At 59.6% G+C, this 24,584-nt stretch carries 24 protein-coding genes and 2 pseudogenes; 8 read left to right on the forward strand and 18 right to left on the reverse strand.

Features of this window, described 5'->3' with window-relative positions; translation table 11 throughout:
- Positions 1-295: 295 nt before the first annotated feature.
- On the reverse strand, positions 296-1,621 hold the full coding sequence (locus tag ACOI7Z_RS07955; RefSeq protein WP_087849865.1) for an MFS transporter: 1,326 nt from the start codon (positions 1,619-1,621) through the stop codon (positions 296-298).
- Positions 1,622-2,002: 381 nt separating this feature from the next.
- On the opposite strand from ACOI7Z_RS07955, the gene ACOI7Z_RS07960 reads away from it, so the two are divergent.
- Positions 2,003-2,803 carry a YdcF family protein gene (locus ACOI7Z_RS07960; RefSeq protein ID WP_087849866.1) on the forward strand — a complete coding sequence of 267 codons (801 nt, stop codon included), beginning with the start codon at positions 2,003-2,005 and terminating at the stop codon, positions 2,801-2,803.
- A 61-nt stretch (positions 2,804-2,864) separates the two neighbouring features.
- Here ACOI7Z_RS07960 and ACOI7Z_RS07965 read toward each other — a convergent pair whose 3' ends face one another.
- Complete coding sequence (locus ACOI7Z_RS07965) at positions 2,865-3,002, reverse strand: hypothetical protein (protein WP_048334914.1); 138 nt, start codon at positions 3,000-3,002, stop codon at positions 2,865-2,867.
- Between ACOI7Z_RS07965 and aldA the strand changes: the two genes are divergently transcribed.
- A complete protein-coding gene (gene aldA, locus ACOI7Z_RS07970) occupies positions 3,001-4,440 on the forward strand; it encodes an aldehyde dehydrogenase (RefSeq protein WP_087849867.1) in 1,440 nt (479 codons plus the stop codon). The genes ACOI7Z_RS07965 and aldA overlap by 2 nt on opposite strands.
- 48 nt (positions 4,441-4,488) lie before the next feature.
- Here aldA and gap read toward each other — a convergent pair whose 3' ends face one another.
- Positions 4,489-5,487, reverse strand: coding sequence for a type I glyceraldehyde-3-phosphate dehydrogenase (gap, locus tag ACOI7Z_RS07975; protein WP_016160929.1), 999 nt, complete (start codon positions 5,485-5,487; stop codon positions 4,489-4,491).
- A gap of 282 nt (positions 5,488-5,769) precedes the next feature.
- Between gap and ACOI7Z_RS07980 the strand changes: the two genes are divergently transcribed.
- Entirely contained in the window at positions 5,770-5,928 is a 159-nt protein-coding gene (locus ACOI7Z_RS07980; RefSeq protein ID WP_002903230.1) for a YqaE/Pmp3 family membrane protein, read from the forward strand.
- Between the two features lie 39 nt (positions 5,929-5,967).
- Here the strand turns inward: ACOI7Z_RS07980 and ACOI7Z_RS07985 are convergent, their stop codons facing one another.
- From ACOI7Z_RS07985 to ACOI7Z_RS08000, 4 genes are all read right to left on the reverse strand, one after another.
- Positions 5,968-6,360: a DUF1398 domain-containing protein gene (locus ACOI7Z_RS07985; protein ID WP_023289488.1), complete on the reverse strand. Its 393-nt coding sequence runs from the start codon at positions 6,358-6,360 to the stop codon at positions 5,968-5,970.
- Positions 6,361-6,612: 252 nt separating this feature from the next.
- Complete coding sequence (gene yedF, locus ACOI7Z_RS07990) at positions 6,613-6,846, reverse strand: sulfurtransferase-like selenium metabolism protein YedF (RefSeq protein WP_004204092.1); 234 nt, start codon at positions 6,844-6,846, stop codon at positions 6,613-6,615.
- Positions 6,843-8,054 (reverse strand): selenium metabolism membrane protein YedE/FdhT, encoded by a 1,212-nt coding sequence (yedE, locus tag ACOI7Z_RS07995; protein ID WP_048294706.1) that lies wholly within the window; start codon positions 8,052-8,054, stop codon positions 6,843-6,845. Before yedE ends, yedF begins: the two co-directional genes overlap by 4 nt.
- A 103-nt stretch (positions 8,055-8,157) precedes the next feature.
- The gene (locus tag ACOI7Z_RS08000; protein WP_048297423.1) at positions 8,158-8,511 is read right to left on the reverse strand and encodes a DUF1304 domain-containing protein; all 354 of its coding nucleotides are present in this window, start codon (positions 8,509-8,511) and stop codon (positions 8,158-8,160) included.
- Positions 8,512-8,750: 239 nt separating this feature from the next.
- Between ACOI7Z_RS08000 and ACOI7Z_RS08005 the strand changes: the two genes are divergently transcribed.
- Complete coding sequence (locus ACOI7Z_RS08005; RefSeq protein ID WP_170927874.1) at positions 8,751-9,230, forward strand: hypothetical protein; 480 nt, start codon at positions 8,751-8,753, stop codon at positions 9,228-9,230.
- A 69-nt stretch (positions 9,231-9,299) separates the two neighbouring features.
- Here ACOI7Z_RS08005 and ydfZ read toward each other — a convergent pair whose 3' ends face one another.
- Together ydfZ and ACOI7Z_RS08015 are read right to left on the reverse strand one after the other, a co-directional pair.
- Positions 9,300-9,503, reverse strand: coding sequence for a putative selenium delivery protein YdfZ (ydfZ, locus tag ACOI7Z_RS08010; RefSeq protein WP_004151566.1), 204 nt, complete (start codon positions 9,501-9,503; stop codon positions 9,300-9,302).
- Between the two features lie 295 nt (positions 9,504-9,798).
- A pseudogene (locus ACOI7Z_RS08015) lies at positions 9,799-9,888 on the reverse strand (hypothetical protein); the annotation flags it as partial.
- Between ACOI7Z_RS08015 and ACOI7Z_RS08020 the strand changes: the two are divergent.
- Positions 9,875-10,144, forward strand: a pseudogene (locus tag ACOI7Z_RS08020) (substrate-binding domain-containing protein); the annotation flags it as partial. The pseudogenes ACOI7Z_RS08015 and ACOI7Z_RS08020 overlap by 14 nt on opposite strands.
- A gap of 39 nt (positions 10,145-10,183) precedes the next feature.
- On the opposite strand, the gene ACOI7Z_RS08025 reads toward ACOI7Z_RS08020, so the two are convergent.
- Together ACOI7Z_RS08025 and manA are read right to left on the reverse strand one after the other, a co-directional pair.
- Positions 10,184-11,743, reverse strand: coding sequence for a YdgA family protein (locus tag ACOI7Z_RS08025; protein WP_065882257.1), 1,560 nt, complete (start codon positions 11,741-11,743; stop codon positions 10,184-10,186).
- A gap of 86 nt (positions 11,744-11,829) precedes the next feature.
- Positions 11,830-13,008 (reverse strand): mannose-6-phosphate isomerase, encoded by a 1,179-nt coding sequence (gene manA, locus ACOI7Z_RS08030; protein ID WP_023289494.1) that lies wholly within the window; start codon positions 13,006-13,008, stop codon positions 11,830-11,832.
- Between the two features lie 201 nt (positions 13,009-13,209).
- Here manA and fumA point away from each other — a divergent pair, with 201 nt between their 5' ends.
- Together fumA and fumC are read left to right on the forward strand one after the other, a co-directional pair.
- Positions 13,210-14,856 carry a class I fumarate hydratase FumA gene (gene fumA, locus ACOI7Z_RS08035; protein ID WP_023289495.1) on the forward strand — a complete coding sequence of 549 codons (1,647 nt, stop codon included), beginning with the start codon at positions 13,210-13,212 and terminating at the stop codon, positions 14,854-14,856.
- A 337-nt stretch (positions 14,857-15,193) separates the two neighbouring features.
- Positions 15,194-16,594, forward strand: a complete 1,401-nt coding sequence (gene fumC, locus ACOI7Z_RS08040; protein WP_087849869.1) for a class II fumarate hydratase — start codon at positions 15,194-15,196, stop codon at positions 16,592-16,594.
- Here fumC and tus read toward each other — a convergent pair.
- The 4 genes from tus to rstA form a co-directional block, all read right to left on the reverse strand.
- Entirely contained in the window at positions 16,584-17,516 is a 933-nt protein-coding gene (gene tus / locus ACOI7Z_RS08045; RefSeq protein ID WP_087849870.1) for a DNA replication terminus site-binding protein, read from the reverse strand. The genes fumC and tus overlap by 11 nt on opposite strands.
- Before the next feature lie 75 nt (positions 17,517-17,591).
- The gene (rstB, locus tag ACOI7Z_RS08050; RefSeq protein WP_065882260.1) at positions 17,592-18,893 is read right to left on the reverse strand and encodes a two-component system sensor histidine kinase RstB; all 1,302 of its coding nucleotides are present in this window, start codon (positions 18,891-18,893) and stop codon (positions 17,592-17,594) included.
- 263 nt (positions 18,894-19,156) lie between these two features.
- A complete protein-coding gene (locus ACOI7Z_RS08055; protein ID WP_087849871.1) occupies positions 19,157-19,519 on the reverse strand; it encodes a hypothetical protein in 363 nt (120 codons plus the stop codon).
- A 231-nt stretch (positions 19,520-19,750) separates the two neighbouring features.
- Positions 19,751-20,467: a two-component system response regulator RstA gene (rstA, locus tag ACOI7Z_RS08060; RefSeq protein WP_023289500.1), complete on the reverse strand. Its 717-nt coding sequence runs from the start codon at positions 20,465-20,467 to the stop codon at positions 19,751-19,753.
- Positions 20,468-20,595: 128 nt separating this feature from the next.
- On the opposite strand from rstA, the gene ACOI7Z_RS08065 reads away from it, so the two are divergent.
- Positions 20,596-20,931: a GlpM family protein gene (locus ACOI7Z_RS08065; protein ID WP_023289501.1), complete on the forward strand. Its 336-nt coding sequence runs from the start codon at positions 20,596-20,598 to the stop codon at positions 20,929-20,931.
- Here ACOI7Z_RS08065 and folM read toward each other — a convergent pair.
- From folM to ydgH, 3 genes are all read right to left on the reverse strand, one after another.
- Positions 20,928-21,650, reverse strand: coding sequence for a dihydromonapterin reductase (gene folM, locus ACOI7Z_RS08070; protein ID WP_032452696.1), 723 nt, complete (start codon positions 21,648-21,650; stop codon positions 20,928-20,930). The two genes, ACOI7Z_RS08065 and folM, sit on opposite strands and share 4 nt — an antisense overlap.
- A 36-nt stretch (positions 21,651-21,686) precedes the next feature.
- Positions 21,687-23,069 carry an amino acid permease gene (locus ACOI7Z_RS08075; RefSeq protein WP_044522700.1) on the reverse strand — a complete coding sequence of 461 codons (1,383 nt, stop codon included), beginning with the start codon at positions 23,067-23,069 and terminating at the stop codon, positions 21,687-21,689.
- 177 nt (positions 23,070-23,246) lie between these two features.
- Positions 23,247-24,197, reverse strand: coding sequence for a DUF1471 family protein YdgH (gene ydgH, locus ACOI7Z_RS08080; protein ID WP_004887044.1), 951 nt, complete (start codon positions 24,195-24,197; stop codon positions 23,247-23,249).
- Between the last annotated feature and the right edge of the window lie 387 nt (positions 24,198-24,584).

The following is a 24,584-nucleotide window of genomic DNA, read 5'->3' on the forward strand; positions in this document are numbered from 1 at the left end:
GCGGCTTTACTGCCCGGTGGCGGTTGGCGCCTTACCGGGCCTGGATGCTTACCGGACCCGGAAGGGTGTAGTTTCACCCGCGGTATGATCCCCCGTAGGCCCGCGCAAGCGCAGCGCCGCCGGGCGGGATAGTCGGCTTCGCAGCAGCTTTACTGCCCGGTGGCGGCTGGCGCCTTACCGGGCCTACTGTCTTACTGAGCCTGGGATGAGCGGTTTCCCGCGTGGCGCGATCTCCCTGTAGGCCCGCGCAAGCGCAGCGCCGCCGGGCAGGATGGTCGACCCGGACCGGCTGCGGTTAGGTGCTTTCCGCCCGGGGGCGCGCCGCGCCAGGGACGGATTTCATCCGGCTGGCGCAGAATATCGCCAGCAGCGAAATCGCCACCGTAACGCCCAGGTAGATGGCCACCGGTCGCCAGTCACCATCGTATTTCGCCAGCAGACCGGTGGCGATAAGCGGCGCGGTGCCCCCGGCCAGCGCGGCGCCCAGCTGGTAACCCAGGGTGATCCCGGTGTAGCGCACATTGGCGCTGAAAATCTCTGAGCACAGGGTACCCAGCACCGCGGTCACCGGCGCCCACAGGATGCCGAAGGCAACGATCGTCGCCAGCATAATGCCCCAGCTGGTGCCGGTGTCGAGCAGCAGGAACCACGGAACGATAAACAGCCCCAGCAGCACCACGCTCAGGGTGTACATCTTTTGCCGGCCCACCTTGTCGGACAACAGCCCCATCAGCGGGATCATCACGGTGGCCACCAGCGCGCCCAGGGTGACGGATTCCAGCGCCTGCGACTTCTGATAGCTCAGGGTGGTAGTGGCGTAGCTGACCACAAAGGTAGAGAAGATATAGAAGGGGGCGGTCTCCACCACTTTCAGACCCGCGGCGATCAGCACCTCCCGCCAGTGGTGTTTGAGCGTCACGCGCAGCGGAGCCTTCGCCACCTGGCCAGACTGTTTCACCTGCTTAAAGGCGGGCGTTTCGTCGATATCTTTGCGGATCCACAGGCCGAGGAAAACGAGGACGGAGCTGAGCAGAAACGGAATGCGCCAGCCCCAGGCAAGAAACTGCGCCTCATCGAACAGGGTCATCAGCGAGACGATAAAGGTCGCCATCAGCATGCCGATGGTCACGCCGGCCTGAGGAATACTGCCGAAAAAGCCTTTCCGCTTTTCCGGGGCGTATTCGTAGGCCAGCAGCAGCGCGCCGCCCCATTCGCCGCCGATACCCATGCCCTGAATAATGCGCAGGGTAATCAGCAGGGCGGGCGCCCACAGGCCCACCATCTCGTAGGTGGGCAGCAGGCCAATGGCCACCGTGGCGCTGCCCATCAGCGACAGGGTAAGCACCAGCGTCTTCTTGCGACCGATGCGATCGCCGATGTGGGCGAAAATGACCCCGCCGATGGGGCGGATAAAAAAGGTGAGCGAAAAGGAGAGCCAGGAGAGGATCAGGCCGATGACCGGGTCGACCATCGGAAAGAAGATTTTGTTAAACACCAGCGCGGCGGCGGTGCCATAGAGAAAATAATCGAACCATTCGATGGCGCTGCCGGTCAGGCTCGCGATCAGGACCTTCTTGTTTTTCTGCAGAATGGATGCAGTGTTGCTTTCTGGATTGCTCATTACGAAACGTTCTCCCGCCACGGTAAAAGGTCAGGTGTCACTCTGTGCGTGCAGGGTGCAACCTGATGTGAAAAAGGTTGTGTAATTGTTAAGCAACTTAGAGTTGATGGTTACAATTGGCAAGTTATCACTCGGCAACGCGGGCGAGAAAACGCGCTTTTGTCTGGTGTAACCGCGAGGTAAATTTTTATTTTCCACCTGTTTTTGCTGTTTTTTGTTATTTTCATGGTCAGTTATTCAGGTGCAACCTGCGTGTTTTTAGATGTTTCTTGTTATTTCAAAATGGTTACAAATCGACGTCGCTTTGCGCCCCGGCAGGCGGCGTTTATGATGGCCGGACTATCCTCTCTGCGCGGCTGAGAGGTGATTAAGGAGATCAGAATGGCAGAACAATTTCCCCCGCTGTCGGCGACGACGCTGGCGGCGGCTAACCTGACTGGCGGCTGGCTGGCGCAGAACGATCTGGCGACGCTGACCGCGCCGCCGGCAGTGGATGTGGTGGTGCTGGCTGGCAATGCCGTGATCCCCACCATCGACGCCGCCTGCCGGCTGGCGGCGGAGCAGGAGGTTCCGCTGCTGATCAGCGGCGGCGTAGGACACTCCACCGGTTTTCTGTATGAGGCGGTGCGCGAGGATCCCCGCTACCGTTCGCTCGCGGTGGAGGGCCGCCCGGAAGCGCATATTCTGGCGGATATTGCGCATGATTTCTGGCACATTCCTCGCCCGCGGCTGGTGGTGGAGGATCGGTCGACCAACTGCGGGGAAAACGCGCGCTTTACCCGCACAATGCTGGAGAGCCGGGGGATCCCCCATCGTCGCGGGATCGTCATTCAGGACCCCACCATGCAGCGGCGGACGATGGCCACCTTCGCCCGCGTCTGGCAGGGGGAGACGACGCCGCCGCAGTGGCTGAGCTTTCCCGGCTGCTCGCCGGTGCTGGAGCAGACCGACGGCCAGCTGGGGTTTGCGGGCGGCGGGGCGGGGCTGTGGCCGGTGACCCGCTACCTCGCGCTGCTGCTGGGCGAGCTGCCGCGCCTGCAGGATTCCCCTGAAGGGTACGGTCCGCGGGGGAAAGACTTTATCAGCCACGTGACCTTCCCGCCGGCGATCCTCGACGCCTGGCGACAGCTGCGGGAGGATGACCGGCTTGCCGGGGCGCTGCAGGCCCGCATCCTCGGCTGAAAAATGCCCGTTTGCGGCAGATTTATCGCAAACGGGCAATTTGTGTTATTGAAATGTAACCTCAACCGGCCATTTTTGGCCCGGTTTTATGAATCAGCTCACAGAAATGCGCCAACGTGCTGCGAAGCCACGGCTTATCCGCCCGATATTTAACAAAAAAATCACTTGTTAAATACAAATGCACCACAGGAGCAGCCATGACAGCACCCGTTCAACACCCAATGTATATTGATGGCCAGTTCGTTACCGGTCGCGGCGACGGCTGGATCGACGTGCTTAACCCGGCGACTGAAGCGCTGCTGTCGCGGATCCCGGACGGGACCGCGGAAGAGGCGCGGCTGGCGATTGACGCCGCAGAGCGCGCCCAGCCGGACTGGGAGGCGCTGCCGGCCATTGAGCGCGCGGGCTGGCTGCGCAAAATTGCCGCTGGCATTCGTCAGCGTGCCGACGACATCGCCGGGCTGATCGTCGCTGAAGGGGGCAAGATCCAACAGCTGGCGGCGGTGGAGGTTGCGTTTACCGCCGACTATCTCGACTACATGGCCGAATGGGCGCGGCGTTATGAAGGGGAGATCGTGCAGAGCGACCGTCCCGGGGAGAATATCCTCGTCTTCAAACGCGCGCTGGGGGTGACCACCGGGATCCTGCCGTGGAACTTCCCGTTCTTTCTTATCGCCCGCAAGCTGGCGCCGGCGCTGATCACCGGCAACACTATCGTCATTAAGCCCAGCGAATTCACGCCCAATAACGCCATCGCTTTCGCCGAGATCGTCCACCAGGTTGGGCTGCCGAAAGGGGTCTTTAACCTGGTGCTCGGCCGTGGGGAAACCGTCGGCCAGGAGCTGGCCGGCAATCCGAAGGTAGCGATGGTCAGCATGACCGGCAGCGTAGCGGCGGGGGAGAAAATCATGGCCGCCGCGGCGAAAAATATCACCAAAGTGTGCCTCGAGCTCGGCGGTAAAGCGCCGGCCATCGTCATGGACGATGCGGATCTGGAGCTGGCGGTGAAGGCGGTGGTGGACTCGCGGGTGATCAACACCGGGCAGGTGTGCAACTGCGTCGAGCGGGTCTATGTTCAGCAGGGGATTTACGACCGCTTCGTCAACCGCCTCGGCGAGGCGATGAAGGCCGTGCAGTTTGGCGACCCGGCGGCGCGGGATGACATCGCCATGGGGCCGCTGATTAACGCCGCCGCGCGGGATCAAGTGGCGCGCAAAGTGGCAAAGGCGGTGGCGCAGGGGGCGCGGGTCGCGCTGGGCGGTCAGCCGCAGCAGGGGAAAGGCTATTTTTATCCGCCGACCCTGCTGCTGGATGTGCGTCAGGAGATGGATATTATCCATGAGGAAACCTTCGGGCCGGTGCTGCCGGTGGTGGCGTTTTCGACGCTCGATGAAGCGCTGGCGATGGCCAATGACAGCGATTATGGCCTGACCTCCTCGATCTATACCCGCGATCTTAATGTGGCGATGAAGGCGATTAAGGGGCTGAAATTCGGCGAAACCTATATCAACCGCGAGAACTTTGAGGCGATGCAGGGATTCCACGCCGGCTGGCGTAAATCGGGGATCGGCGGCGCAGATGGCCGCCATGGCCTGAATGAGTACCTGCAGACTCAGGTGGTCTATCTGCAGGCCTGAGGCGCTCAATGCAGAATCGGCGGGCAGCGCAGGCTGTCCGCCGTTCACTTAGCGGGCAAATTTCTCCAGCACGCGGATCAGCTGGGTGACAAAGCCATATTCGTTATCGTACCAGGCGACGGTTTTCACCAGCTGTACGCCGCCGGCCTCCACAATCTCCAGCTGGGTGGCATCGTAGATTGAACCGAAATGGCTGCCGATGATATCGGAAGAGACAATCTCTTCTTCGGTGTAGCCAAAGGATTCATTGCCCTCTGCCGCCTGCTTCATCGCCTGATTGACCTCATCCGCAGTCACTTTTTTCTCCAGCACCGACACCAGCTCCGTCACTGAGCCGGTTTTGGTCGGTACGCGCTGGGCATGGCCTTTCAGCTTCCCGCTCAGGGCGGGGATCACCAGGCCGATAGCCTTGGCCGCGCCGGTAGTGTGCGGGATGACGTTTTCCGCCGCCGCCCTGGAGGCGCGCAGATCTTTACCGCGCGGCCCGTCCACCAGCGACTGGGTGCCGGTATAGGCGTGGATAGTGGTCATGGTGCCTACGGTGATGCCGAAGGCATCCTGCAGGACTTTGGCCATCGGCGCCAGGCAGTTGGTGGTGCAGGAGGCGACGGAGATGATGGTGTCATCCGGCGTCAGGGTGTCATCGTTGACGTTATAGACGATGGTTTTCATCTCGCCGGCGGGGGCGGAAATCAGCACCTTGCGCGCGCCGGCCTGGAGATGGGCCTGCGATTTCTCTGCCGAGGTGTAGAACCCGGTACACTCCACAATCACTTCCGCGCCCGCCGCCTGCCACGGGATATGCTGCGCCTCTTTTTCGGCATACACGGTGATGGTCTTACCGTTGACGATCAGCGCATCTTCTGTGAAGTCGACGCTCCACGGGAAGGGGCCGTAGTTTGAATCATGCTTTAGCAGGTAGGCCAGTACTTTTGGCGAGGTGAGGTCGTTGATAGCCACCACCTCGAGGCTGCTGTCGACTTCTAATAAACGGCGTAACACCAGACGTCCGATACGACCAAAACCATTAATCCCAAGTTTACTCATGGATATTCTCCGGTTGGTAAAACGACTCGATGTGATAAAACTCCTCCAGGCTTAGTCCTGACTCGCAGCCAGGTCAACTGACAATCTGTGCGGTTCGCTGCCGGGCCCGCAGCATGAGCCAGAAAAGTGGATGTTTTGGCGGGCTTTTTTATCCGTGACGGCAGGGAATAATTTTTGTTACCGGAGATGAGGGGGCCGCCTGCTGGCGAAGCGGTGAAAAGCGTCTATGCTTAACTATTGAATAACTTAGTAAAATATTGCCGTTAGATAAAGGGAGAGCTTATGGGATTCTGGAGAATCGTTTTTACTATCATTCTGCCGCCGCTGGGAGTACTGCTGGGGAAAGGTTTCGGCTGGGCGTTTATTCTCAACATTATTCTGACCCTGCTGGGCTATATTCCAGGCCTGATCCACGCCTTCTGGGTGCAGACCCGCGATTAAGGGCTGGCCCCTCAGGCCAGGCTTCCCCCTGGGACCCGCTCAGGGGGGAATCAGGCTCTCTTTGTACAGCAGCCTGTTTTCCTTCGACCAGTAGTGGCGAGTCTCCTCGTCCAGGTCTACGCTCCACTTAAACACCCCGGCGCTGGCGAGATCCCTGCAGTACTGTTCAAAGTTGATGGCGCCGGCAAAATGGCGGATGACCGCGGCCGAGGTCAGCCGATGGCTGGGGGCGCTGCGCACGCGCAGCAGGCCGCGGGCGCTTTTTATCGTGATCACCTCGTCGTTGGCCATCACAAAATTCATATTGCCGGTAGAGACAAAGTAGATATAACACGAGACCTGATGCCGACGCAGTTCACTGGCGAAGGTGGCAAAATCGGCATCTGAACGCACTTGCTCAAAAAAATGACCCAGCCTGGCCAGCAGTTCCATTTCTATCCTTATTGTGTTGCGGTGTGCGGCTTTGGCCGGTAGCGGCAGAAACCATTCACGAAGTCACTTATTCGTATTTTAATAATATAGGCGCGTTATATTAAGGGTTATTGGATAACTGGAACATCGTTTCAAGTGTTACAATGTATTGCAATCGTTTGCCTGCACGGCCCCTCTGGTGGTGAGGAAATGGCGTGACGGGAGACGGGGAAACCCGTGCCGGCGATGAAGGTCGCCGGCGGGGAAACGGGGTTACTTCTGGATCAGATAGCGAATGGTCGGGCCATCCTGCTGAATATCCAGCACCGTATAGCCATGGTTCCTGGCATCAAGCGGAATGTTATTGATCGACTGCGGACAGTCGCTAATCACTTCGAGGATCTCCCCTTTTTGCAGGGAGGGCATCGCCTCCAGGGTGGCGACCGCCGGATAGGGGCAGGGCTCGCCGACCATGTCCAGGCGATAATCAGGGATGATGTTCTTCATGCGCTCTCCTTCACGGTCCGGACCGCTGCCGACTGGCGGCGGAAAAAATGTCTCTCCCAGGCGATCACCAGCAGCAGGGCGATCAGCAGCAGCAGATAGGTCGCCAGCAGTCCGCCGAAGGGACCAAAAGCGTTCAGCAGGTTGACCTTTTGCCAGTGGGTGGCGAGCGGGGCGGCGATATCGTCCCAGCACCAGGCGAGCAGCGTGGAGCCGATAACGTTGCCCAGCCCCACCCACCAGTAGTGAACCTGGCCTTCCACCGCCCGGTACATCCAGCCGGTTTCACAGCCGCCGGCCAGCACGATGCCAAAGCCAAACAGCAGCCCGCCAATCGCCGCGTTAGGACCGGCCCACATGATTTTCGGCGCCATCCCCAGTTGCACATAGCTGAAGATGCCGATGGCGCTCGCCGCCATGCCGAAGATTATCGCCTTCGCCATCACCGTCCGGCCGGTGATCCACATATCGCGAAAAGCGGAGGTGAAGCAGATCTGCGCGCGCTCGATAAGCAGACCGAAGCCGATGCCGAACAGCATCGCCAGGCCGAGCGCAGGGTGGTCTGCGGCGGTGAGCAGGCCCCAGCCGATCATGGCGAAAAAGATCACCATGCCCAGGCGGAAACGGCGGCGCGCCTGCTGCGGTTTTTGGGTTAACGGCGAAGCAGCGGATACCTTTTGCATTTTTACCGGTATGCGAAAAAGAGGCAGCAGGGTGAAGCGAGCGCCAAACCAGGAGCCGATGGCGGTGGCGATGGCAAACAGCCAGGCGTGCAGGGAGAACTGCGGAATGCCGGTGAAAAAGGCCGCCAGGTTGCAGCCCATCGCCAGCCGCGCGCCGAACCCGGCGATGATACCCCCGGCTACGGCCTGCACAATGCGGATCCGGCTGCGTGGCAAGCGCAATTTGACGTTATTGGCCCACAGCGCCGCCGCCAGGCAGCCGCCGAACATGCCGATGATCATCCTGCCGTCGATGCGGGTCAGCGGCGTCCCGTCGAGATGGATCAGCTGATAATAGCCCCACTGTTCGCTGTGGACCCCCAGCAGCTGCAGCAGCTGGCCACCCCAGCGGGTAAATTCGCCGGTCACCGCCCAGAAGGTGCCGGTGATGCCAAAATAGTAGGTTGAGAGAATGCCCGCGGCGATGACCGCCGGGACGGGGGACCAGAACCGGATAAGCCAGGCCTGTTTGAAGGATTGCCATGTCATAAAAATGCCTCTGAACTCAGAAGGTATTAAAGGTCGATGACCGACCGAAGGGGGCACATAGTATCCGCCTTACCGCCAGCTTTCTCTGTTTTAGATCAAGGCCCTACCCCTGCGTCAGCACCGCCAGCAGCGCCAGCAGCGCGGGCAGCGCCTGAATATAGAGAATTTTGCGGCTGGCGGTCAGCGCGCCGAATATCCCGGCGGCCAGCACGCAGGCGAGGAAAAAGATCACCACCGGCTCGCCGGACTCCCCCAGCCACAGCCCCCACGCCAGGCCGGCGGCCAGGAAACCGTTATACAACCCCTGGTTGGCCGCCAGCACCCGGGTTTCCCGGGCGAAATCGGCGCTGAGGTTAAAGGCCCGGCGCCCGGCGGGCGCTTCCCAGAAAAACATCTCCAGCACCAGGATGGCGAGATGAATAATAGCGACCAGCGCAACGAGGAGAGTGGCTAACACAGCAGTCCTTAATCGATGAGATGAATGTGTCTGCAGTATAGCCGCTGGCGCTCACCAGGCGAGAGGGCGACTGCTATAGTGCATATAGCGTCATGTTTGCCTGCCGCGACGAGCGCCGGTTTATCTGATTGCCCTTTGGTTTAGCTTAGCGGTGATAGTATGCCGGGTTCTTTTTTTACGGGTGTGGCGTAGGTTACTGAATGTTGAATAAATTATGGCTTGTGTTATCCGGGCTGCTGTTGGTTGCCATGCCGTCGGCGCAGGCCGGGGAATTAAATCTCTATTCGATGAATACCGGTTCCTATGTTTATCACATGACCGGCAACCACGGACAATATAACGAGCATTTCAACAACAACTTTTTCTCGGTGGAGCGCAAGTTTTCAGCGGTTTCAAAATACAGCGCGCTGGTCGGCACCATGAAAAACAGCTTCGACGATCGCTGTCTGACCCTCGGCGTGCGCCGCGACTGGCTGAAAAACGACACCGGCTGGCTGCTGAAAGGGGTGTATGCCTATACCGGAGAATTTTTCTTTGACGCTTTCAGCCACTGCGGCGACTCAGGTACCTACCGCACCGCCAAAAAAATCACCGGCGTCGGTTTTTCGCCCTATATCTATCATGGTCTGCAGTATAACTTTACCGATTATTTCGGCGTCGAGGGCGGGATTATTCTCCCGGCGATCTTTGTGATGAGTATTCAGTGGAGCTTTCGCTAAGCGCCTGTATCAGGCCGGTAAAGAGAGGCCACCCTGGGTGGCCTGCTCATGTTGCCCTGGCGGCAGGGATTAATGGAAACCGAGACGGATCAGATCTAACGGACAGAAGCGGCCCTCGCAGCCGTCGATTTCCACGCAGTCCGCCCGACGCAGCTGCTCGGCGGTTTTCCCCTCGCCATGGATCGCTTTAATCACGCCCGTCGTACCGTTACCGGCGATCATGACCATGCTGCCGGTGGCAATAGCGTTACGATTACGGTCATAGGTTTTCATGCTCTCCTCCTCAATAAACCAGTGTAAGCAATGATTAAGCGGCCAAATTAATACCGCTTCCTGCCTAAAAAAGTTTTGAGGAATATCAAAATTATTTTAATAATGCCGACATCAGCCGGGCGCGAGAGTCATTCATGGCCGCTACAGGGTTTGCCTGCGCCGAGGGAAAAGCCTCGATCATCCTGCCAGCCATCTGGCAGGCAGGATAGGGTTTGACGACCAGATAATTCACTTTGCCGGCGCATCAGATAAGGCTGCGCAGGGCGGCTATCAGCCCAGCGACACCGCGCTCCAGCTAGCCGACATTGAGGCGCAGAAAGCCATTGCCTTCGGGACCATAGGTATACCCCGGCATAATCGCCACCTTCTGCCCGGCGACCGGCGCGTGGTTCGGTCTGCTGCGCGCCGGAAGGCAGAGTGGGGAAGATGGCGTCGACAGCTACTTCGAGCAGCGGGTGGCGCTGGCGGCGTTCGCCGATGTGCCTGAGGCCGCGCTTGACGACCTGCCGCTCACCTGGGTCACCACCCCGGCGCGCGAGATGGGAAAAGCGCTGGCGGAGTCGATGCTGCGGCGGCTGGAGGAGGGTGCGGGCGAGACGCGAAATCAGATCATGCCCCCGCGGCTGGTGACGAGAAAATGACGGAGACGGCGCGCGGTGGCCGTCTCCTGAGCCGATAAGTTACGGCTGCGGGGCGGCGTCGTCCTGCTGAGGCGCGGCGTCATCCTGCTGCGGCTGGCCCTCCTGCGGCGCGCTGTCCGGTAACGAAGGCGCTTCGAGACCAAACATCGCGGCAAAATCCTCCAGCGGCATTTTCTGGCCGTTCAGCGTCACCTGGCCGTTCGCGTACTGCAGGCTGCTGCTGATGGCGTTATCTTCCATGGTGGTGATGCGGAACATCTGGCCCATCGCCGCCAGGCCTTTGACCTGCTGATCGGCGAGTTTGGCGGCGTCGGCTGGCTGGTAGCCTTCCAGGCCGGCGATCTTAGTCATAAACTCCGTCGCCATATCCACCGGGATCACCACTTTGCCGTCAAGGGACTGCACCACGCGATCCAGGCTGTCCGCCAGGGTCTGCGGCGGGGCGGTCACCTGGGCCGGATCTTTCAGCAGCACCGAGAGGTTGAGGCTGCTTTCGCCTTTGGCATTGCGCCAGCTCAGCGGTGAGATAGTCACCGACGGATTGCCCTTAAGCAGGATCGGCAGCGCATTGAACAGGGTTTCGGTAAGCGCCTGCTGATACAGCTCCGGGTTCTGCGCCAGCTCTGGTTTCGCCAGCAGCGCCTGAGACTGCGCGCTGTACTGCTGGCTGAACTGGTGCCACGCCTGACCGTCGACGTTATCCACTTTCAGCGTCAGTTTGCCGCTACCCATATCCTGACCCTGCAGCTTCAGGCTGTTGACGGTGTAGTTCGCCTGGCTGTTCACGCCTTTGCCGTCCTTGGTCAGCGTGGAGCCGCCGTCCAGCGCCATGCCTTCAACCAGCGCAAGCTCTTTGCCTTCGACGCTGATGGCCAGTTTATCGAGGGTCATTTTTTGCTGGCCGATACGCTCGTTGAAGCTGGCCAGCTCGGTGGCGCCGTCGGTGGTCAGGTTGACGAAGCGCAGCTGCACCTTCTGGTTATATTCGTTGAGAGCATCGATCTGGCCGCTGCCGGCCTGGCCCTTCAGGCTGATGTTTTTGCCGTCGCGGTCGGCGTCGAGCTGGAACTCGCCGCCGCTGAAGGTGACTTTCTCATCCCCTTTGGCGTAGTCGAGGGCATTGAGGACGATCGCCGACTGGCTGTCGCCGCTGTAGGCGATGCGCGTATCGACGGTAAAGGGGGTATTGCCTTTGGCTATTTCGAACAGCGCCTGGCTGGCGTCGTTTTTCACCAGCGTGGTGTGGACCGAGGCCATCGCCGGGGCCAGATTAAAGGTTTTTAACGAGGCCAGCGGGAAGGGGCCGTGATCGACCACCTCGTCAAGCACCACGCTCTGCCCGGCGGCCAGCCAGCCGTTAGCCTGACCGGCGATCGGCTTCACCACCAGCTGCAGATGGCTGCTGAACAGCCCGCGCTGGTAGTCCTGATAGCTCAGCTCCAGACCTGACTCAGGCGCGCTGCTGCGTAACTGCGCGTTAGCCTGCTGCACCATATCGGCAATCCGGCCTTCCAGCTGTTTGCCGGTGTACCAGGCGCCGCCTGTCCATACCACGCCCAGCGCCACGATGATTCCTGCTGCGACCAGCGATTTTTTCATAGCATTTGTCCATAAATGAAGCCAGGCGGAGAGACCGCCTGGCTGAGTTGTCATAATCAGTAAGCGCGACCTGAAAGGTCTGTCGTTTACTGGAGCTTATTGAACACGCGCGCCACGCGGCCATGGCCGCTGACCTGCACCGGCGACTCATTGGCGGCCACAAAGGCCGATTCGCCCGGTTTGAGGGTCAGGCTCTGGTCGCCTTTGCGCAGCAGGGCTTCGCCGTCGACGCAGAAAACGATCGCCGCGCTCGCCTGGGCCAGATCGCTGGCTTCGGCGGAGAGATCGTGCAGCGAGAAGGCAAAATCTTCCACCGGGATCGGGAAGTCCAGCTCCGCGCCGTGCCGCTGCGGCTGGGTCAGCAGCTCACCCGCCGGTTTGGCCTCGAACTTGACGTTGGCCACCAGCTCAGGGATATCAATGTACTTCGGCGTCAGGCCGGCGCGCAGCACGTTATCCGAGTTGGCCATCACCTCCAGCGCCACCCCCTGCAGATACGCGTGCGGCGTTTCGGCAAACAGGAACATCGCTTCGCCCGGATTCAGCTTCACCACGTTCAGCAGCAGCGGGGAGAAAAGTCCGCTGTCGTCGGGATAAAATTCGGCGATCAGGCGGATGGTCTGCCACGGTTCGCCCTGTTCGCGGTCCAGCACCTCGCGGAGCGCCTGCAGCGCCTGCGCTTTTTCCTCGCCCTGCATATTCAGCAGACTGGCAAACAGCTGGCTCAGGCGAGCCGCGTCCGGCTGCTGCAGGAAGGCGCCGATCGCCGGGTGCGCGTTAGCCACCGGCTGCAGCAGGCTGACAATCTCGCTGAACTCGCGAAACGCGTTCATCGCCAGGAACGGGGTCAGGGCGAAGACCAGCTCCGGCTTGTGGTTCGGATCTTTGTAGTTACGTTCGGCGGCGGAGAGGGGGATGCCGGCGGCGTTCTCGCGGGCGAAACCCTCTTCGGAGGCCTGCTTGTTAGGATGGACCTGAATGGAGAGGGGCTGCGCGGCGCACAGCACTTTAAACAGGAACGGCAGTTCACCGAAGCGCTGCGCCACTTTGTCGCCGAGCAGGGCGGCTTTGTCCGCATCAATCACTTCGCGAAGCGAACGCGGCTGGCCGTCTGCCGCCAGGATCTGCGAGCTGCTCTTCGGATGCGCCCCCATCCACAGCTCTGCCATCGGCAGGTTGTCCGGGTTGGCGATGCCATACAGTTCAGTTAAGGCGGTGTGGCTTCCCCATGCATAGTTCTGCACGGCGTTAATCAGCTTTTGCATTCTCAATCCCTGTTTCAATCAAAGTAAAATTTATCGCCCTATTAAACCAGCAAACGCTGGAGAAGCAACTGCTGAAAGAAAAAGTCGTCCCTGTCTCAGTTTTTGTTAAAAATTTGTGTAAAATTGATCGACTCGCTTTTCTACAGGCACATGGAGTCCCTGCCTGAAACATAATCAGCCAAAGCAGTAAGTGAGAGTACAATGTCGAATAAACCGTTTGTTTACCAGGATCCTTTTCCCCTCAAAAAGGATGACACCGAGTATTATCTCCTCAGCAGTGATTACGTCTCCGTCGCCGAATTTGCCGGCCAGGAAGTGCTAAAAGTTGACCCTCAGGCGCTGACCCTTCTGGCGCAACATGCCTTCCACGACGCCTCTTTTATGCTTCGCCCGGCCCATCAGCAGCAGGTAGCGGATATCCTTAACGACCCGGAAGCCAGCGAAAACGACAAATACGTCGCCCTGCAGTTCCTGCGCAACTCCGATATCGCCGCCAAAGGCATTCTGCCCACCTGCCAGGATACTGGCACCGCCATCATCATGGGTAAAAAAGGCCAGCGCGTCTGGACCGGCGGCGGCGACGAAGCCGCGCTGGCGCAGGGGGTATACAACACCTACATCCAGGACAACCTGCGTTATTCGCAGAACGCCCCGCTGGATATGTATAAAGAGGTCAACACCGGCACCAACCTGCCGGCGCAGATCGACCTCTATGCTACCGATGGCGATGAGTACAAATTCCTCTGTATCGCCAAAGGCGGCGGCTCGGCGAACAAAACCTATCTCTACCAGGAAACCAAAGCGCTGATCACCCCGGCGAAGCTGAAAAACTATCTGGTGGAGAAGATGCGTACCCTTGGTACCGCTGCCTGCCCGCCGTACCACATCGCCTTTGTCATCGGCGGTACCTCGGCGGAAGCGACGCTGAAGACCGTCAAGCTGGCGTCCACCAAATACTACGACGGTCTGCCGACCGAAGGTAATGAGCATGGCCAGGCGTTCCGCGACATTCAGCTGGAGCAGGAGCTGCTGGTGGAGGCGCAAAATCTCGGCCTCGGCGCGCAGTTCGGCGGCAAATACTTCGCCCACGATATCCGGGTGATCCGCCTGCCGCGCCACGGCGCCTCCTGTCCGGTAGGGATGGGGGTTTCCTGTTCCGCCGACCGCAACATCAAAGCCAAAATCAACCGCGACGGCATCTGGATCGAGAAGCTGGAGAGCAATCCGGGGAAATATATCCCTGAGCATCTGCGCCAGGCCGGCGAAGGCGAAGCGGTGAAGGTGAACCTTAACCAGCCGATGAGCGAGATCCTGGCGCTGCTGTCGCAGTACCCGGTCTCCACCCGTCTGTCGCTGAGCGGCACCATTATCGTCGCCCGCGACATCGCCCACGCCAAGCTGAAAGAGCTTATCGATAACGGCGAGGAACTGCCGCAGTACGTGAAAGATCACCCGATCTACTACGCCGGCCCGGCCAAGACGCCGGACGGTTACGCCTCCGGCTCCCTCGGCCCGACCACCGCAGGCCGCATGGACTCTTACGTCGATCTGCTGCAGTCTCACGGCGCGAGTAAGATCATGCTGGCGAAAGGCAACCGCAGCCAGCAGGTCACCGACGCCTGCCACAAGCACGGCGGTTTCTACCTCGGCAGCATCGGCGGCCCGGCGGCGGTACTGGCTCAGCAGAGCATCCGCAGCCTGGAGTGCGTGGCGTATCCGGAACTGGGGATGGAGGCGATCTGGAAAATCGAAGTGGAAGACTTCCCGGCGTTTATCCTCGTCGATGATAAAGGCAACGACTTCTTCCAGCAGATCCAGACGTCGCAGTGCGCCCGCTGCGTGAAATAAACCTGGCCGCCCTTCGGGGCGGCTCTGGCCGATGACAAACCTGTTTTCGTTATCGTGCGCGCCTTCTGCCGGGTGGCGGCTTTCGCCTTGCCCGGCCTACGAAAACAGCACTATCAACCGGGTATGCCATTCCCTGTCGGCCCGCGCCAGCGCAGCGCCGCCGGGCAATCGCTGAAGATGGCACGTTGTCAGCCGTCCGGGCCGCCCTTCGGGGCGGCTTTTTTATGCCGCTTTGCGGCACGAACCACCAAAACAACTTATCAATCTGGCCAATACTTACTCTTTTAAGCAGGTGAGCTTTGTCGCTATGACGCACTTTTCATCCAAGGAGAAAGTAATGACAACGCATCGCAGTGAAAAAGACTCGATGGGCGCCATCGACGTCCCGGCCGATAAACTCTGGGGCGCCCAGACCCAGCGTTCGCTGGAGCATTTCCGCATCTCGACCGAAAAAATGCCCGGGGAACTGATATATGCCCTCGCGCTGACCAAGCGGGCGGCGGCGAAGGTCAATCAGGATCTTGGCCTGCTGACGGCGGAGAAAGCCGGGGCGATCGTCGCCGCCGCTGACGAAGTGCTGGCCGGAAAACATCCCCAGGAGTTCCCGCTGGCTATCTGGCAGACCGGTTCCGGCACCCAGAGCAATATGAATATGAACGAGGTGCTGGCTAACCGCGCCAGTGAACTGCTCGGCGGGGAGCGGGGGATGGCGCGAAAAATCCACCCCAATGACGATGTCAATAAAAGCCAGAGCTCGAACGATGTGTTCCCCACCGCCATGCACGTCGCGGCGCTGGTCGCCCTGCGGGAAAAGTTGCTCCCGTCGCTGCAGGCGCTGCGGGCCACGCTCAACGAAAAAGCGGTGGCCTTCAGGGATATCGTGAAGATCGGTCGCACCCATCTGCAGGACGCCACGCCGCTCACCTTAGGCCAGGAAATCTCCGGCTGGGTGGCGATGCTGGACCATAGCCTGAAGCATCTTGAAGCCAGCCAGCCGCACCTTGCCGAGCTGGCGCTGGGCGGGACGGCGGTGGGGACCGGGCTGAATACGCATCCGGAATATGCCGTGCGGGTGGCGGCCGAGCTGGCCTCGCTCAGCGGACAGTCGTTTGTCACCGCGCCGAATAAATTCGAAGCGCTGGCCACTGTCGATGCCCTGGTCCATGCCCACGGCGCGCTGAAAGGTCTGGCGGCCTCGCTGATGAAAATCGCTAACGATGTCCGCTGGCTGGCCTCCGGGCCGCGCTGCGGGATTGGCGAAATCGCCATCCCGGAAAACGAGCCTGGGTCATCGATTATGCCCGGTAAGGTCAACCCGACGCAGTGCGAGGCCCTGACCATGGTCTGCTGCCAGGTGATGGGTAACGACGTGGCGGTGAATATCGGCGGCGCCTCGGGTAACTTTGAGCTCAACGTCTATCGGCCGATGGTCATTCACAACTTCCTGCAGTCGGTGCGTCTGCTGGCGGACGGCATGACGAGCTTTAACGAGCACTGTGCGGTGGGGATTGAGCCGAATCGTGAGCGGATCACCCAGCTGCTCAACGAGTCGCTGATGCTGGTGACCGCGCTGAATACCCATATCGGCTATGATAAAGCGGCGGAGATCGCCAAAAAAGCGCACCATGAGGGGCTGACCCTGAAGGCTTCGGCGCTGGCGCTGGGCTACCTGACGGAAGCCGAATTCGATAGCTGGGTGCGCCCGGAGCAGATGGTCGGCAGCCTGGCTACTCGCTAGCCAGCCAGAGGTGCAGACGAGGGATCAGTAATCTCAGCGCCTGCGCCTCCGGTTTGTAGCGGTATTGCACATTGTCGGCGTCGTAGTTGAGCAATTCCCCAATATCCGGCACGCTGACCCCCTGGCTACCGGACATCAGGGCGATCAGCGGGCTGGGGCAGGCGTACTGCACCTGCTTCTGCTCGCTGGTATACCAGACGCGGGCAATCGGCTGCACTTTCACCGGCCGTTTGATTTTCAGCCGCGCCCGCTGCGGCAGGGCGGCGATATCCTGATACTCCCTTTCCAGTTTGCTCTGCCACTGCTCGCGGGTCCAGGGCGGCACCGCCCGCGGCGATTGCAGGCTTTTTTCCAGCATCATCAACACCTGGTCGCGGGTCAGATTTTTGATTACGTGCTTATTGGCCCAGCCGAAGCGGATAGTGCTCGGGTCGAGGAGGGGCGTTAGCGTGCGATAGGCGCTGAGGGTAATTAATCCAGGCAGATGGCGATGCACCCACTCAAAGCGGGCGGTGGGGGGCAGGCCAGCGTCGACAGTGACGATTTTCTCGAAGGTGGCCTTCAGGGCGTTAATCTGCTGAATGCGCGCCAGCAGCGCCTGCTGTTCCGCGGCGGAGACCTGTAGACAGATAGCGCCCGGCAGGCGGACGGCGGCTTTGCTGCTGCGGGTTTCCGACTGCTGCTGGATAAACAGATGGCCGTAGTGGCGCAGGGCGAGATCCAGCGCCGCCTCGCCGGTGTGCTGGACGACCGTAATGTTCGCCAGCGGGTCGTGCTCGGCATCCTTACTGATCGCCGGCAGCTCAAACACCCGGCCCGCCAGCAGCCGGCAGGCCGCTAACGCCTGGCGCAGCGCCTGCAGCTCCAGTTCGATCTGGCGAAAGGTATCATTCAGACGTTCAACGAGGTCGTAGCTGGCCATCGCCTTCACCTTAGTTACAACATACTATTCGATTTTTGCAGCATACCCAGCTCGCGGCTTCTGCGCAAGTTTTATTCAGGCAGAGGTAAAATCGGGCAACTGATGATAGACCGGCCAGCTAAAGCAGAAGCGGGCGCCGCCGAGTGGACTGGCCTCGCAGCGAACGTCGCCCCCCATCGCCTGGGCGATACTGTGGACAATGGCCAGGCCGAGGCCGCAGCCTCCGGTCGCCCGATCGCGGCTGGGGTCAAGACGAACAAAAGGTTCGAACACCCGCTCGCGCTCCTCGGGGGCAATGCCCGGGCCGTCATCGTCGACCTGCAACGACGCGCGGGAACCCTGCAGGGTCAGGCTGACCGCTACCCGCTGACCGCTGTAGCGCAGGGCGTTGTTCACCAGATTATCCAGCACCCGCTCCATCAACCGCATATCCAGCGCGCCATAGTTGCCGCGGGTCAGCGTCGCGAGGCCGACTTCGCGCTGCGGGTTGACCATCTGGATATCCTCGACGTGGTCGCGGATCCAGGCGGGGAAATCGGGGGTGGTCAGGCTGAGCTCCGTCTGCGGGCGGTCGAGACGGGCGTAGGTCAGGAGCTCTTCTATGAGCGCCTCCAGCTGGCCGATATCGCGGTTCAGCGCCTGCGATTCCGCTTCTGTGAGGTTTTCGCTCATCTCCAGACGGTAGCGCAGGCGCACCAGCGGCGTCCTGAGCTCATGGGCGATGCCGTCAATCAGCTGCTTTTTACTGGCAATGAGGGCGTTAATGTTGTCGGCCATCTGGTTGAAGGCCACCCCGAGCCGCTCAAAGCTGGACATGCTGTCAAAATGAATACGCTCGCTGAGGTGGCCTTCGCCAAAGCGCTGGGCGGCGGTCTCAATGCGCAGCATGTCCTGCCAGTGCGGACGCATCCAGATAAACACCGGGAAGGCCAGCGAGATAGCGATAAACGCCATCAGCGCTACGTCCAGGAGACGCATTTCATGCAGAAAATAGAGATAGGGCACCGGGCCCACGGATAACACATAGTGGCTGCGGGGGATGCGCTGGATAAAGGTGTACTGGTCGTCGAGCGCGACGATATCCCCGGCGCGCAGGTGCTGCATCGAGCTTTCCGACAATTTGAATTTGCTCATCGGTTCGATGTGCAGGTCGAACGACAGATTAAGATCCAGTTCTTTCAGCGTCTTGCTCCAGTCGCGAGGCGGAATTTCCCGCAGCTCGCTGCGCATCAGATACAGTGAGCTTTTCATCAGATCGTCAAGCGACTGCCGGCCGGCGCGTTCAGCGGTAAATTTATAGACCAGGCCCACCAGCATGGTCATCACCAGAAAGCAGACGAAGAGCAGAAGATAGAACTGCACGAACAGCTTTTTCATTACATTACCGCATAGTCAAAAAGAGAAACCTGCCGGCGCCTCGGGACCATCTGCCCGGCGAGGCGGAAACGTCTCGGGTTTACCGGGGCGAGCCGAGGCCCGCGCGGGAGTAACCGATACGCTATCAAAGCAGGGTTTATGCCCCCTGACAATAGCCAGCCGGGGGAGCGACGTCGTTAAAAATGTGACAGTGTCACTTATTGCGAGCTTACCTCTGCATTAGGCAAGGATTGTGTCCAGTGTCATCTGCGCGCCGCTGGGCGCTACTCGCGATAGTAGGGGATATCCACCGGATAGAGGGTGGCCAGGCTCAGCAGTCGACAGCGCACCAGCTGTTTTGCTTCGGCATACCAGTAAGCAAATTCGCCGGTGGTCTGGTGGTAAATCATCTGATCAAGGTTAGCAAACGGGATCACCAGCAGCGGCCCCTGGCGCACGTATCCGCCGCCGGTTTCGAAATGGTGCTTTCCCCAGGATTGCTGGGTATGTTGATAGCGGTGGAGGAGCACCTTAATTTGCCCGCGCTGTGGACAGAGGAGCCGGATATCGGCGTTGTCGAGGGAAAAAGCCCAGCCAGAGAGTGACGTGAAGAGGGTAAGTGCCAAAAGTACAACGTATTTCATCATGCAAAAGTCCTGTGTTTTCAGGCTTTATGCCACTCTGATAACGGTAAGTCCTTGAGCACAATCATATTGAGGGGTTATGTGATGGGCTTCTGTACGGCGAAACATATTGATTTACTCAATATGACAAACTGGCGGTGGCCAGCCAGCGCGAAGGCGGCGGAAAACGCGATGCGCATGCCGCCGGGGGGCAGGCGGTGAAACGGGCCCCTTTCAGGGCCGCAGAAGGACCGCTCAGTTGTCCCAGGCGTGGGGGGCGAAGAGGTAGCCTTTATTGCGTACCGTCTTAATCCGGTAGGGTTCTGTGGCGTTATCGAGCAGTTTTTTGCGCAGGCGCGAGATGGCGACGTCGACGCTGCGATCCATCCCGTCGTAGGTGACGCCGCGTAAATTTTTCAGCAGGGCGTCGCGGTCCATAATCTGCCCGGCGTGGGTAGCCAGCTCCCACAGCAGGTCGAAATCGGCGGTAGACAGGGCGACGCTTTCTCCGCCGAGCAGCACCTGGCGGTTGACCGGGTCAATGGTCAGTGAGCCAAAGGAGATGGTCTTGTGCGGGGTGAGCGTCGCAGGCGCGCCAGCTCCCGCCGGGGCGATATGCTGGCGCAAATGCAGACGCAGTCGCGCCAGCAGCACCGCCGGCGGGGTGGTTTTCAGGATATAATCGCTGGCGCCCATCTCCAGGGAGAGGATATGGTTCATATCGCTGTCGAGCGAGGTCAGCAGGACAATCGGCCCTTGCCATTGCCCACGCAGATCGCGACAGAGCGTCATTCCGTCCTTGCCGGGCAGCATAATGTCCAGGAGCACGAGGTCCGGTTTCTCCCGCGCGATCACTTCCTCTGCGCGGTCGCCGCGAGGCTCGACCACCACATCCATATCATGCTTGCCGAGATAGGCGGCGATCAGCGCCCCTACCTCAGGGTCATCCTCAACAAAAACGATTTTATTCATGTCTATTGCACATCAGTAAAAGAAGTAACATACACCGCACCTATTTTACCCGCCATTCCTCTTTTAAAAACAGCGCTAATTCCGCTATGCTGCGCTAACTTGTTGATTCATTGTTAAGGCATAAGGACATGGGGCTGTTAATCAAAGGGCTGCTGGGCGCGCTGGTGGTGGTGCTGATTGGCGTGCTGGCGAAAACCAAAAACTACGCCATCGCCGGACTTGTTCCGCTGTTTCCCACCTTTGCGCTCATCGCCCACTATATTGTCGCCAGCGAGCGCGGTATTGAAGCCCTGCGCACCACTATCGTGTTCGGTATGTGGTCGATCGTTCCCTATTTTATCTATCTGCTGTCGCTGTGGTACTTCACCGGGATCATGCGCCTGCCGTTGGCGCTGGCAGGCGCAGTGGGGTGCTGGGGGCTGTGCGCGTGGCTGTTGATTGTTGGCTGGAGCCGCTTCCACTAACGCAGAGGGCGACCGCCGTCGACGGCGAATGACCGGCCGGTCACGTAGCGGCTGGTAAACAGATAGTCGATAAGGTCGCTGATCTCTTTCTCGCCCGGGGCGATTTTCATCAGCGACTTATCCAGCGCCTGCTGACGATAAGCCTCGTCGTCACCTTCATTGAACATGATCAGCGACGGCGCAATGGCGTTGACTTTGATCTCCGGGGCCAGCTTGCGGGCAAAGGAGCGGGTCATGTTGTCCAGCGCGGCCTTGCTGGCGGCGTAGGCGATATGTTTATCGCTCCCGCGCTCCACCACGTAATCGGTGATATGGATAATGTCGCTGGCGGCGTGGCCGTGGCCGCGCAGGAGCTCCTCCAGCGCGTGGTTGAGCAGATAGGGGGCATGGACGTGGATCTGCATCATGCGGTTGATCACCGTGCTGAGCGGTACGCCCGGCTTCTCCGCCATCCAGTCGCTGGCGTTGTGGATGATGGCCCGCAGGCCGCTGGTATGCGATTTAACCGCTTCGGCAAAGGTCAGAATGCCGTCATCGCTGCTGAAGTCGGCCTGCAGACAGAGGGCGCCCGCTTCGCGCAGGTCTTCGATCGCCGGATAGGGCGTGCGATAGCTGACGATCACCGGCTGGTGTTGCTGCAGAAAATGGTGCGCCAGCGCGAGGCCGATGCGGCGGCCTCCTCCTGTGATCAGAACAGGGCGGGGCTGTTGTTCAGCCATGGGTATCTCCTTTGATTTCTGCGGCAGGGCGACCGCTTACCCCACCAGCATCCACGTTGCCGGCACAGCGGCAACCAGCAATAAACCAATTAGCGCCAATTCGCGGCGTTTGAGCGAACGATCGTGCTGGTGCGTACGTCGGGCGTACAAAAAGACCAGAAGACCCGGAGCGTAAAGTACCACCGACAACAGCAAATGCACAGGTCCCGACGCGTATAATAACCATAAGCCATAAATGCAGGCGCCGATACCCACCGCTTTATGCAGCGGACGGGTGGCGATTTTGAGCAAAAAGGCGCCGACCAGCAGATAGGGCACGAGGATCATCTCTGAGGCGATGGTCAGCAGGGTGCCGTAGTCCGAACCGGTCAGCCAGATGAGGACCAGCGACGCCTGAACGCTGATATTGGTCAGCCACAGCGAAGCGGAGGGGGCGTTGTTGCGGTTCTGGCGGGCGAACAGGCGCGGGAAGGCTTTGTGAGTGGCGGCGAGGTAAGGCACTTCGGCGGCCATGATCGTCCAGCTGAGATAGGCGCCACACACCGACACGATAAGCCCGGCGGCAATCACAATTTCACCCCACGAGCCCATCAGTCTGACCATCAGTCCCGCCATCGACGGGTTGCGCATTTCGGCCAGTTCGCTACGCGGCACCACGCCCAGCGACAGCAGGGTGACCAGCAGATATACCGCGAGGGCCGAAAGCACCGCCAGCAGCGTCGCGCGGCCAACGTCCCGCTTGTGTCGCGCGCGGGCGGAGACCACCACCGCGCCCTCGACGCCGATAAACACCCACAGAGTGATCAGCATCGTGTTTTTAACCTGCTCCCACACCGGTACGCCCAGCGCCAGGCCGCTGAAATCGAGGCGGAACGTATCCAGCTGAAAGGCCAGGGCGGCGAGGGCGACAAACGCCCCCAGCGGCAACAGCTTGGCGAGGGTGGCGACCAGGTTAATCCCCGCCGCCGTCTGCACGCCACGCAGGACCAGGAAGTGGACCACCCACAGCAGAACTGAAGCGCCAACGATAGACTGCCAGGTGTTGCCATCGCCAAACAGGCGCAGCTCAGGGGTATCGGTGAAGAAACTGAGCGCCGAAAAGACGATCACCAGATAGGAGACATTGGCGATCACCGCGCACAGCCAGTAGCCCCAGGCGGAACAGAAGCCGATCAGCTCGCCGAACCCTTCGCGGGCGTAAGTGAAGATCCCGCCGTCGAGGTCGGGACGAATACGGGTCAACAACAGCATCGCGAAGGCGAGGAACAGGATCCCGACGCCGGTAATCGCCCAGCCGATGAGCAGAGCGGAAGGGCTGGCCACGGCCGCCATATTTTGCGGCAAACTGAATACGCCAGCGCCGAGCATTGAGCTGAGGACCAGGGCGGTCAGGGCGCTCAGGCCCAGTTTCTTTTCCATTGCATTCCCGAGGTGAAAATGGCTGTTCCAGAATATTTATTTTGCGAAATCGCATAAAAATGGAGGATTGCGCTAAGGCGCGGGATTTTACGGAGTGTCCGGGGGCCATGCAATGGCGGGGGATGAAAAAAAATGAAAAGGCGGCAATGCGCCGCCTTTTTAGCCAGTCAGCAGCGATTATTTGTACAAATCGGCGCTGATGGTGATGTTGCCGCCGCGTTCCTGCCACTGGCGGGTAATGTGATAGTACTTCGCCCCTTTCTTCGCCGCGCGTTTTGCCGTCTGATAGGAGATCTCGGTCATGTTGCCGTAGTTGCCGGTGAACTTGATGTTATCGAACGGCACCATTTGCGCCGCAGTCACTTTGTTCACTTCTTCAACTTTGGTGCCATCCGGCAGCGTGACAGTGTAACGTCCGCCTTTTGACGACTGGGTCTCGAAGAAACGACCTACGCCGGTGCCGGAGCCAACCGCCGCGGTGGTGGCGACACCCGGGATTTCGACGTTTTTCGCCGCTTCGCCGCCTTTGGCCAGCGCCGCGCGGCCGGCTTCAGAATCAGCCGGGATAGCGTCCGGGCTCTGCAGAACGCGTTTTTCCGCATCTTTTTTGTAGATATAGGCGGTAATGCGCTGGTTGCCGCCCTGGTTGGCGTCCACCTGGCGGACGATGAAGAACGCATAGGCGCCTTTCGCTTTCGCCGCTTTGGTGATGGCGTCGTTCACTTCCGGCTGGCTGCGATAGAAGCCCTGGACGGTGACGGTGTCGTAAGGCATCAGCTCAACGGCCTGATCTTTTGGCAGCTCCATCACGCCATTGATGATGCGATTTTTCGGCGCATCCGCTTTCGGCGCGTCGTCTTTATAGAGGTCAGCCGTGACGCGCCAGTTGCCGCCATTGCCGTAATCCGACGTGTCGACAACATAGAATGAGGCCGCGCCGTCTTTGTCAGCTTTGCGCGATACCGCTTGCACCGCGTCGCCAATGGCATTAAAGCGGCCGGTGACGACAACGCGATCGTAGGGCTTCAGCGCAGCCGCCTGCTCCGGGGTCAACTCGGTCGCTGCGTGGGCAGACAACGTGGCGGTTGTCAGGAGAGCAGACGCCAGGAGGGTGTTTTTAAGCTTCATAAAAATAATCCTTTGCCTTGCGCAAACCATATACTGGTGTTGTTGTTGACTGAAAACGTTTGATTATTACATTTAATCGCCGTGACTGTCTGCGTCATTTTTTGCGTGCCGCCCGAATCGTATACTACGGAAAGATAACATTTTTCGATATGTTGAAAAAACAGCCGCTTGACCAGCAAAAACGATAATCGATACCACTTTTATTAGTTAATGTAATGTTAATACAATGATCTCAATGGCGATAAATGGCGTTTTATACCACTGGATAAGCGGATTATCAGGCCTGAGAGGCAAATTCAGGTAAATATTGCTGCCCGGAACCATCTGTGCTGACAATAAGCAATAAAATCAAAATTTCTGTTTTATCGCTGTAGATCACAATCGCTA

The sequence above is a fragment of the Klebsiella sp. C283 genome (genome assembly GCF_048822555.1).
In the GTDB taxonomy this organism is placed as follows: domain Bacteria; phylum Pseudomonadota; class Gammaproteobacteria; order Enterobacterales; family Enterobacteriaceae; genus Klebsiella; species Klebsiella quasipneumoniae.

What these genes read in the sequence shown, in the direction of transcription:
- ACOI7Z_RS07960 (WP_087849866.1), top strand. Translation starts at nt 2,003, where the DNA reads ATGGCAGAACAATTTCCCCCGCTGTCGGCGACGACGCTGGCGGCGGCT.
- folM (WP_032452696.1), bottom strand. Translation starts at nt 21,650, where the DNA reads ATGGCTGAACAACAGCCCCGCCCTGTTCTGATCACAGGAGGAGGCCGC.
- tus (WP_087849870.1), bottom strand. Translation starts at nt 17,516, where the DNA reads ATGGCCAGCTACGACCTCGTTGAACGTCTGAATGATACCTTTCGCCAG.
- manA (WP_023289494.1), bottom strand. Translation starts at nt 13,008, where the DNA reads ATGCAAAAGCTGATTAACGCCGTGCAGAACTATGCATGGGGAAGCCAC.
- rstB (WP_065882260.1), bottom strand. Translation starts at nt 18,893, where the DNA reads ATGAAAAAGCTGTTCGTGCAGTTCTATCTTCTGCTCTTCGTCTGCTTT.
- ACOI7Z_RS07955 (WP_087849865.1), bottom strand. Translation starts at nt 1,621, where the DNA reads ATGAGCAATCCAGAAAGCAACACTGCATCCATTCTGCAGAAAAACAAG.
- ACOI7Z_RS08025 (WP_065882257.1), bottom strand. Translation starts at nt 11,743, where the DNA reads ATGAAAAAATCGCTGGTCGCAGCAGGAATCATCGTGGCGCTGGGCGTG.
- ydfZ (WP_004151566.1), bottom strand. Translation starts at nt 9,503, where the DNA reads ATGAAAACCTATGACCGTAATCGTAACGCTATTGCCACCGGCAGCATG.
- fumC (WP_087849869.1), top strand. Translation starts at nt 15,194, where the DNA reads ATGACAACGCATCGCAGTGAAAAAGACTCGATGGGCGCCATCGACGTC.
- yedE (WP_048294706.1), bottom strand. Translation starts at nt 8,054, where the DNA reads ATGACATGGCAATCCTTCAAACAGGCCTGGCTTATCCGGTTCTGGTCC.
- rstA (WP_023289500.1), bottom strand. Translation starts at nt 20,467, where the DNA reads ATGAATAAAATCGTTTTTGTTGAGGATGACCCTGAGGTAGGGGCGCTG.
- yedF (WP_004204092.1), bottom strand. Translation starts at nt 6,846, where the DNA reads ATGAAGAACATCATCCCTGATTATCGCCTGGACATGGTCGGCGAGCCC.
- ACOI7Z_RS08075 (WP_044522700.1), bottom strand. Translation starts at nt 23,069, where the DNA reads ATGGAAAAGAAACTGGGCCTGAGCGCCCTGACCGCCCTGGTCCTCAGC.
- ACOI7Z_RS07985 (WP_023289488.1), bottom strand. Translation starts at nt 6,360, where the DNA reads ATGGAACTGCTGGCCAGGCTGGGTCATTTTTTTGAGCAAGTGCGTTCA.
- ACOI7Z_RS07965 (WP_048334914.1), bottom strand. Translation starts at nt 3,002, where the DNA reads ATGGCTGCTCCTGTGGTGCATTTGTATTTAACAAGTGATTTTTTTGTT.
- ACOI7Z_RS07980 (WP_002903230.1), top strand. Translation starts at nt 5,770, where the DNA reads ATGGGATTCTGGAGAATCGTTTTTACTATCATTCTGCCGCCGCTGGGA.
- aldA (WP_087849867.1), top strand. Translation starts at nt 3,001, where the DNA reads ATGACAGCACCCGTTCAACACCCAATGTATATTGATGGCCAGTTCGTT.
- ACOI7Z_RS08065 (WP_023289501.1), top strand. Translation starts at nt 20,596, where the DNA reads ATGGGGCTGTTAATCAAAGGGCTGCTGGGCGCGCTGGTGGTGGTGCTG.
- fumA (WP_023289495.1), top strand. Translation starts at nt 13,210, where the DNA reads ATGTCGAATAAACCGTTTGTTTACCAGGATCCTTTTCCCCTCAAAAAG.
- gap (WP_016160929.1), bottom strand. Translation starts at nt 5,487, where the DNA reads ATGAGTAAACTTGGGATTAATGGTTTTGGTCGTATCGGACGTCTGGTG.
- ydgH (WP_004887044.1), bottom strand. Translation starts at nt 24,197, where the DNA reads ATGAAGCTTAAAAACACCCTCCTGGCGTCTGCTCTCCTGACAACCGCC.
- ACOI7Z_RS08055 (WP_087849871.1), bottom strand. Translation starts at nt 19,519, where the DNA reads ATGATGAAATACGTTGTACTTTTGGCACTTACCCTCTTCACGTCACTC.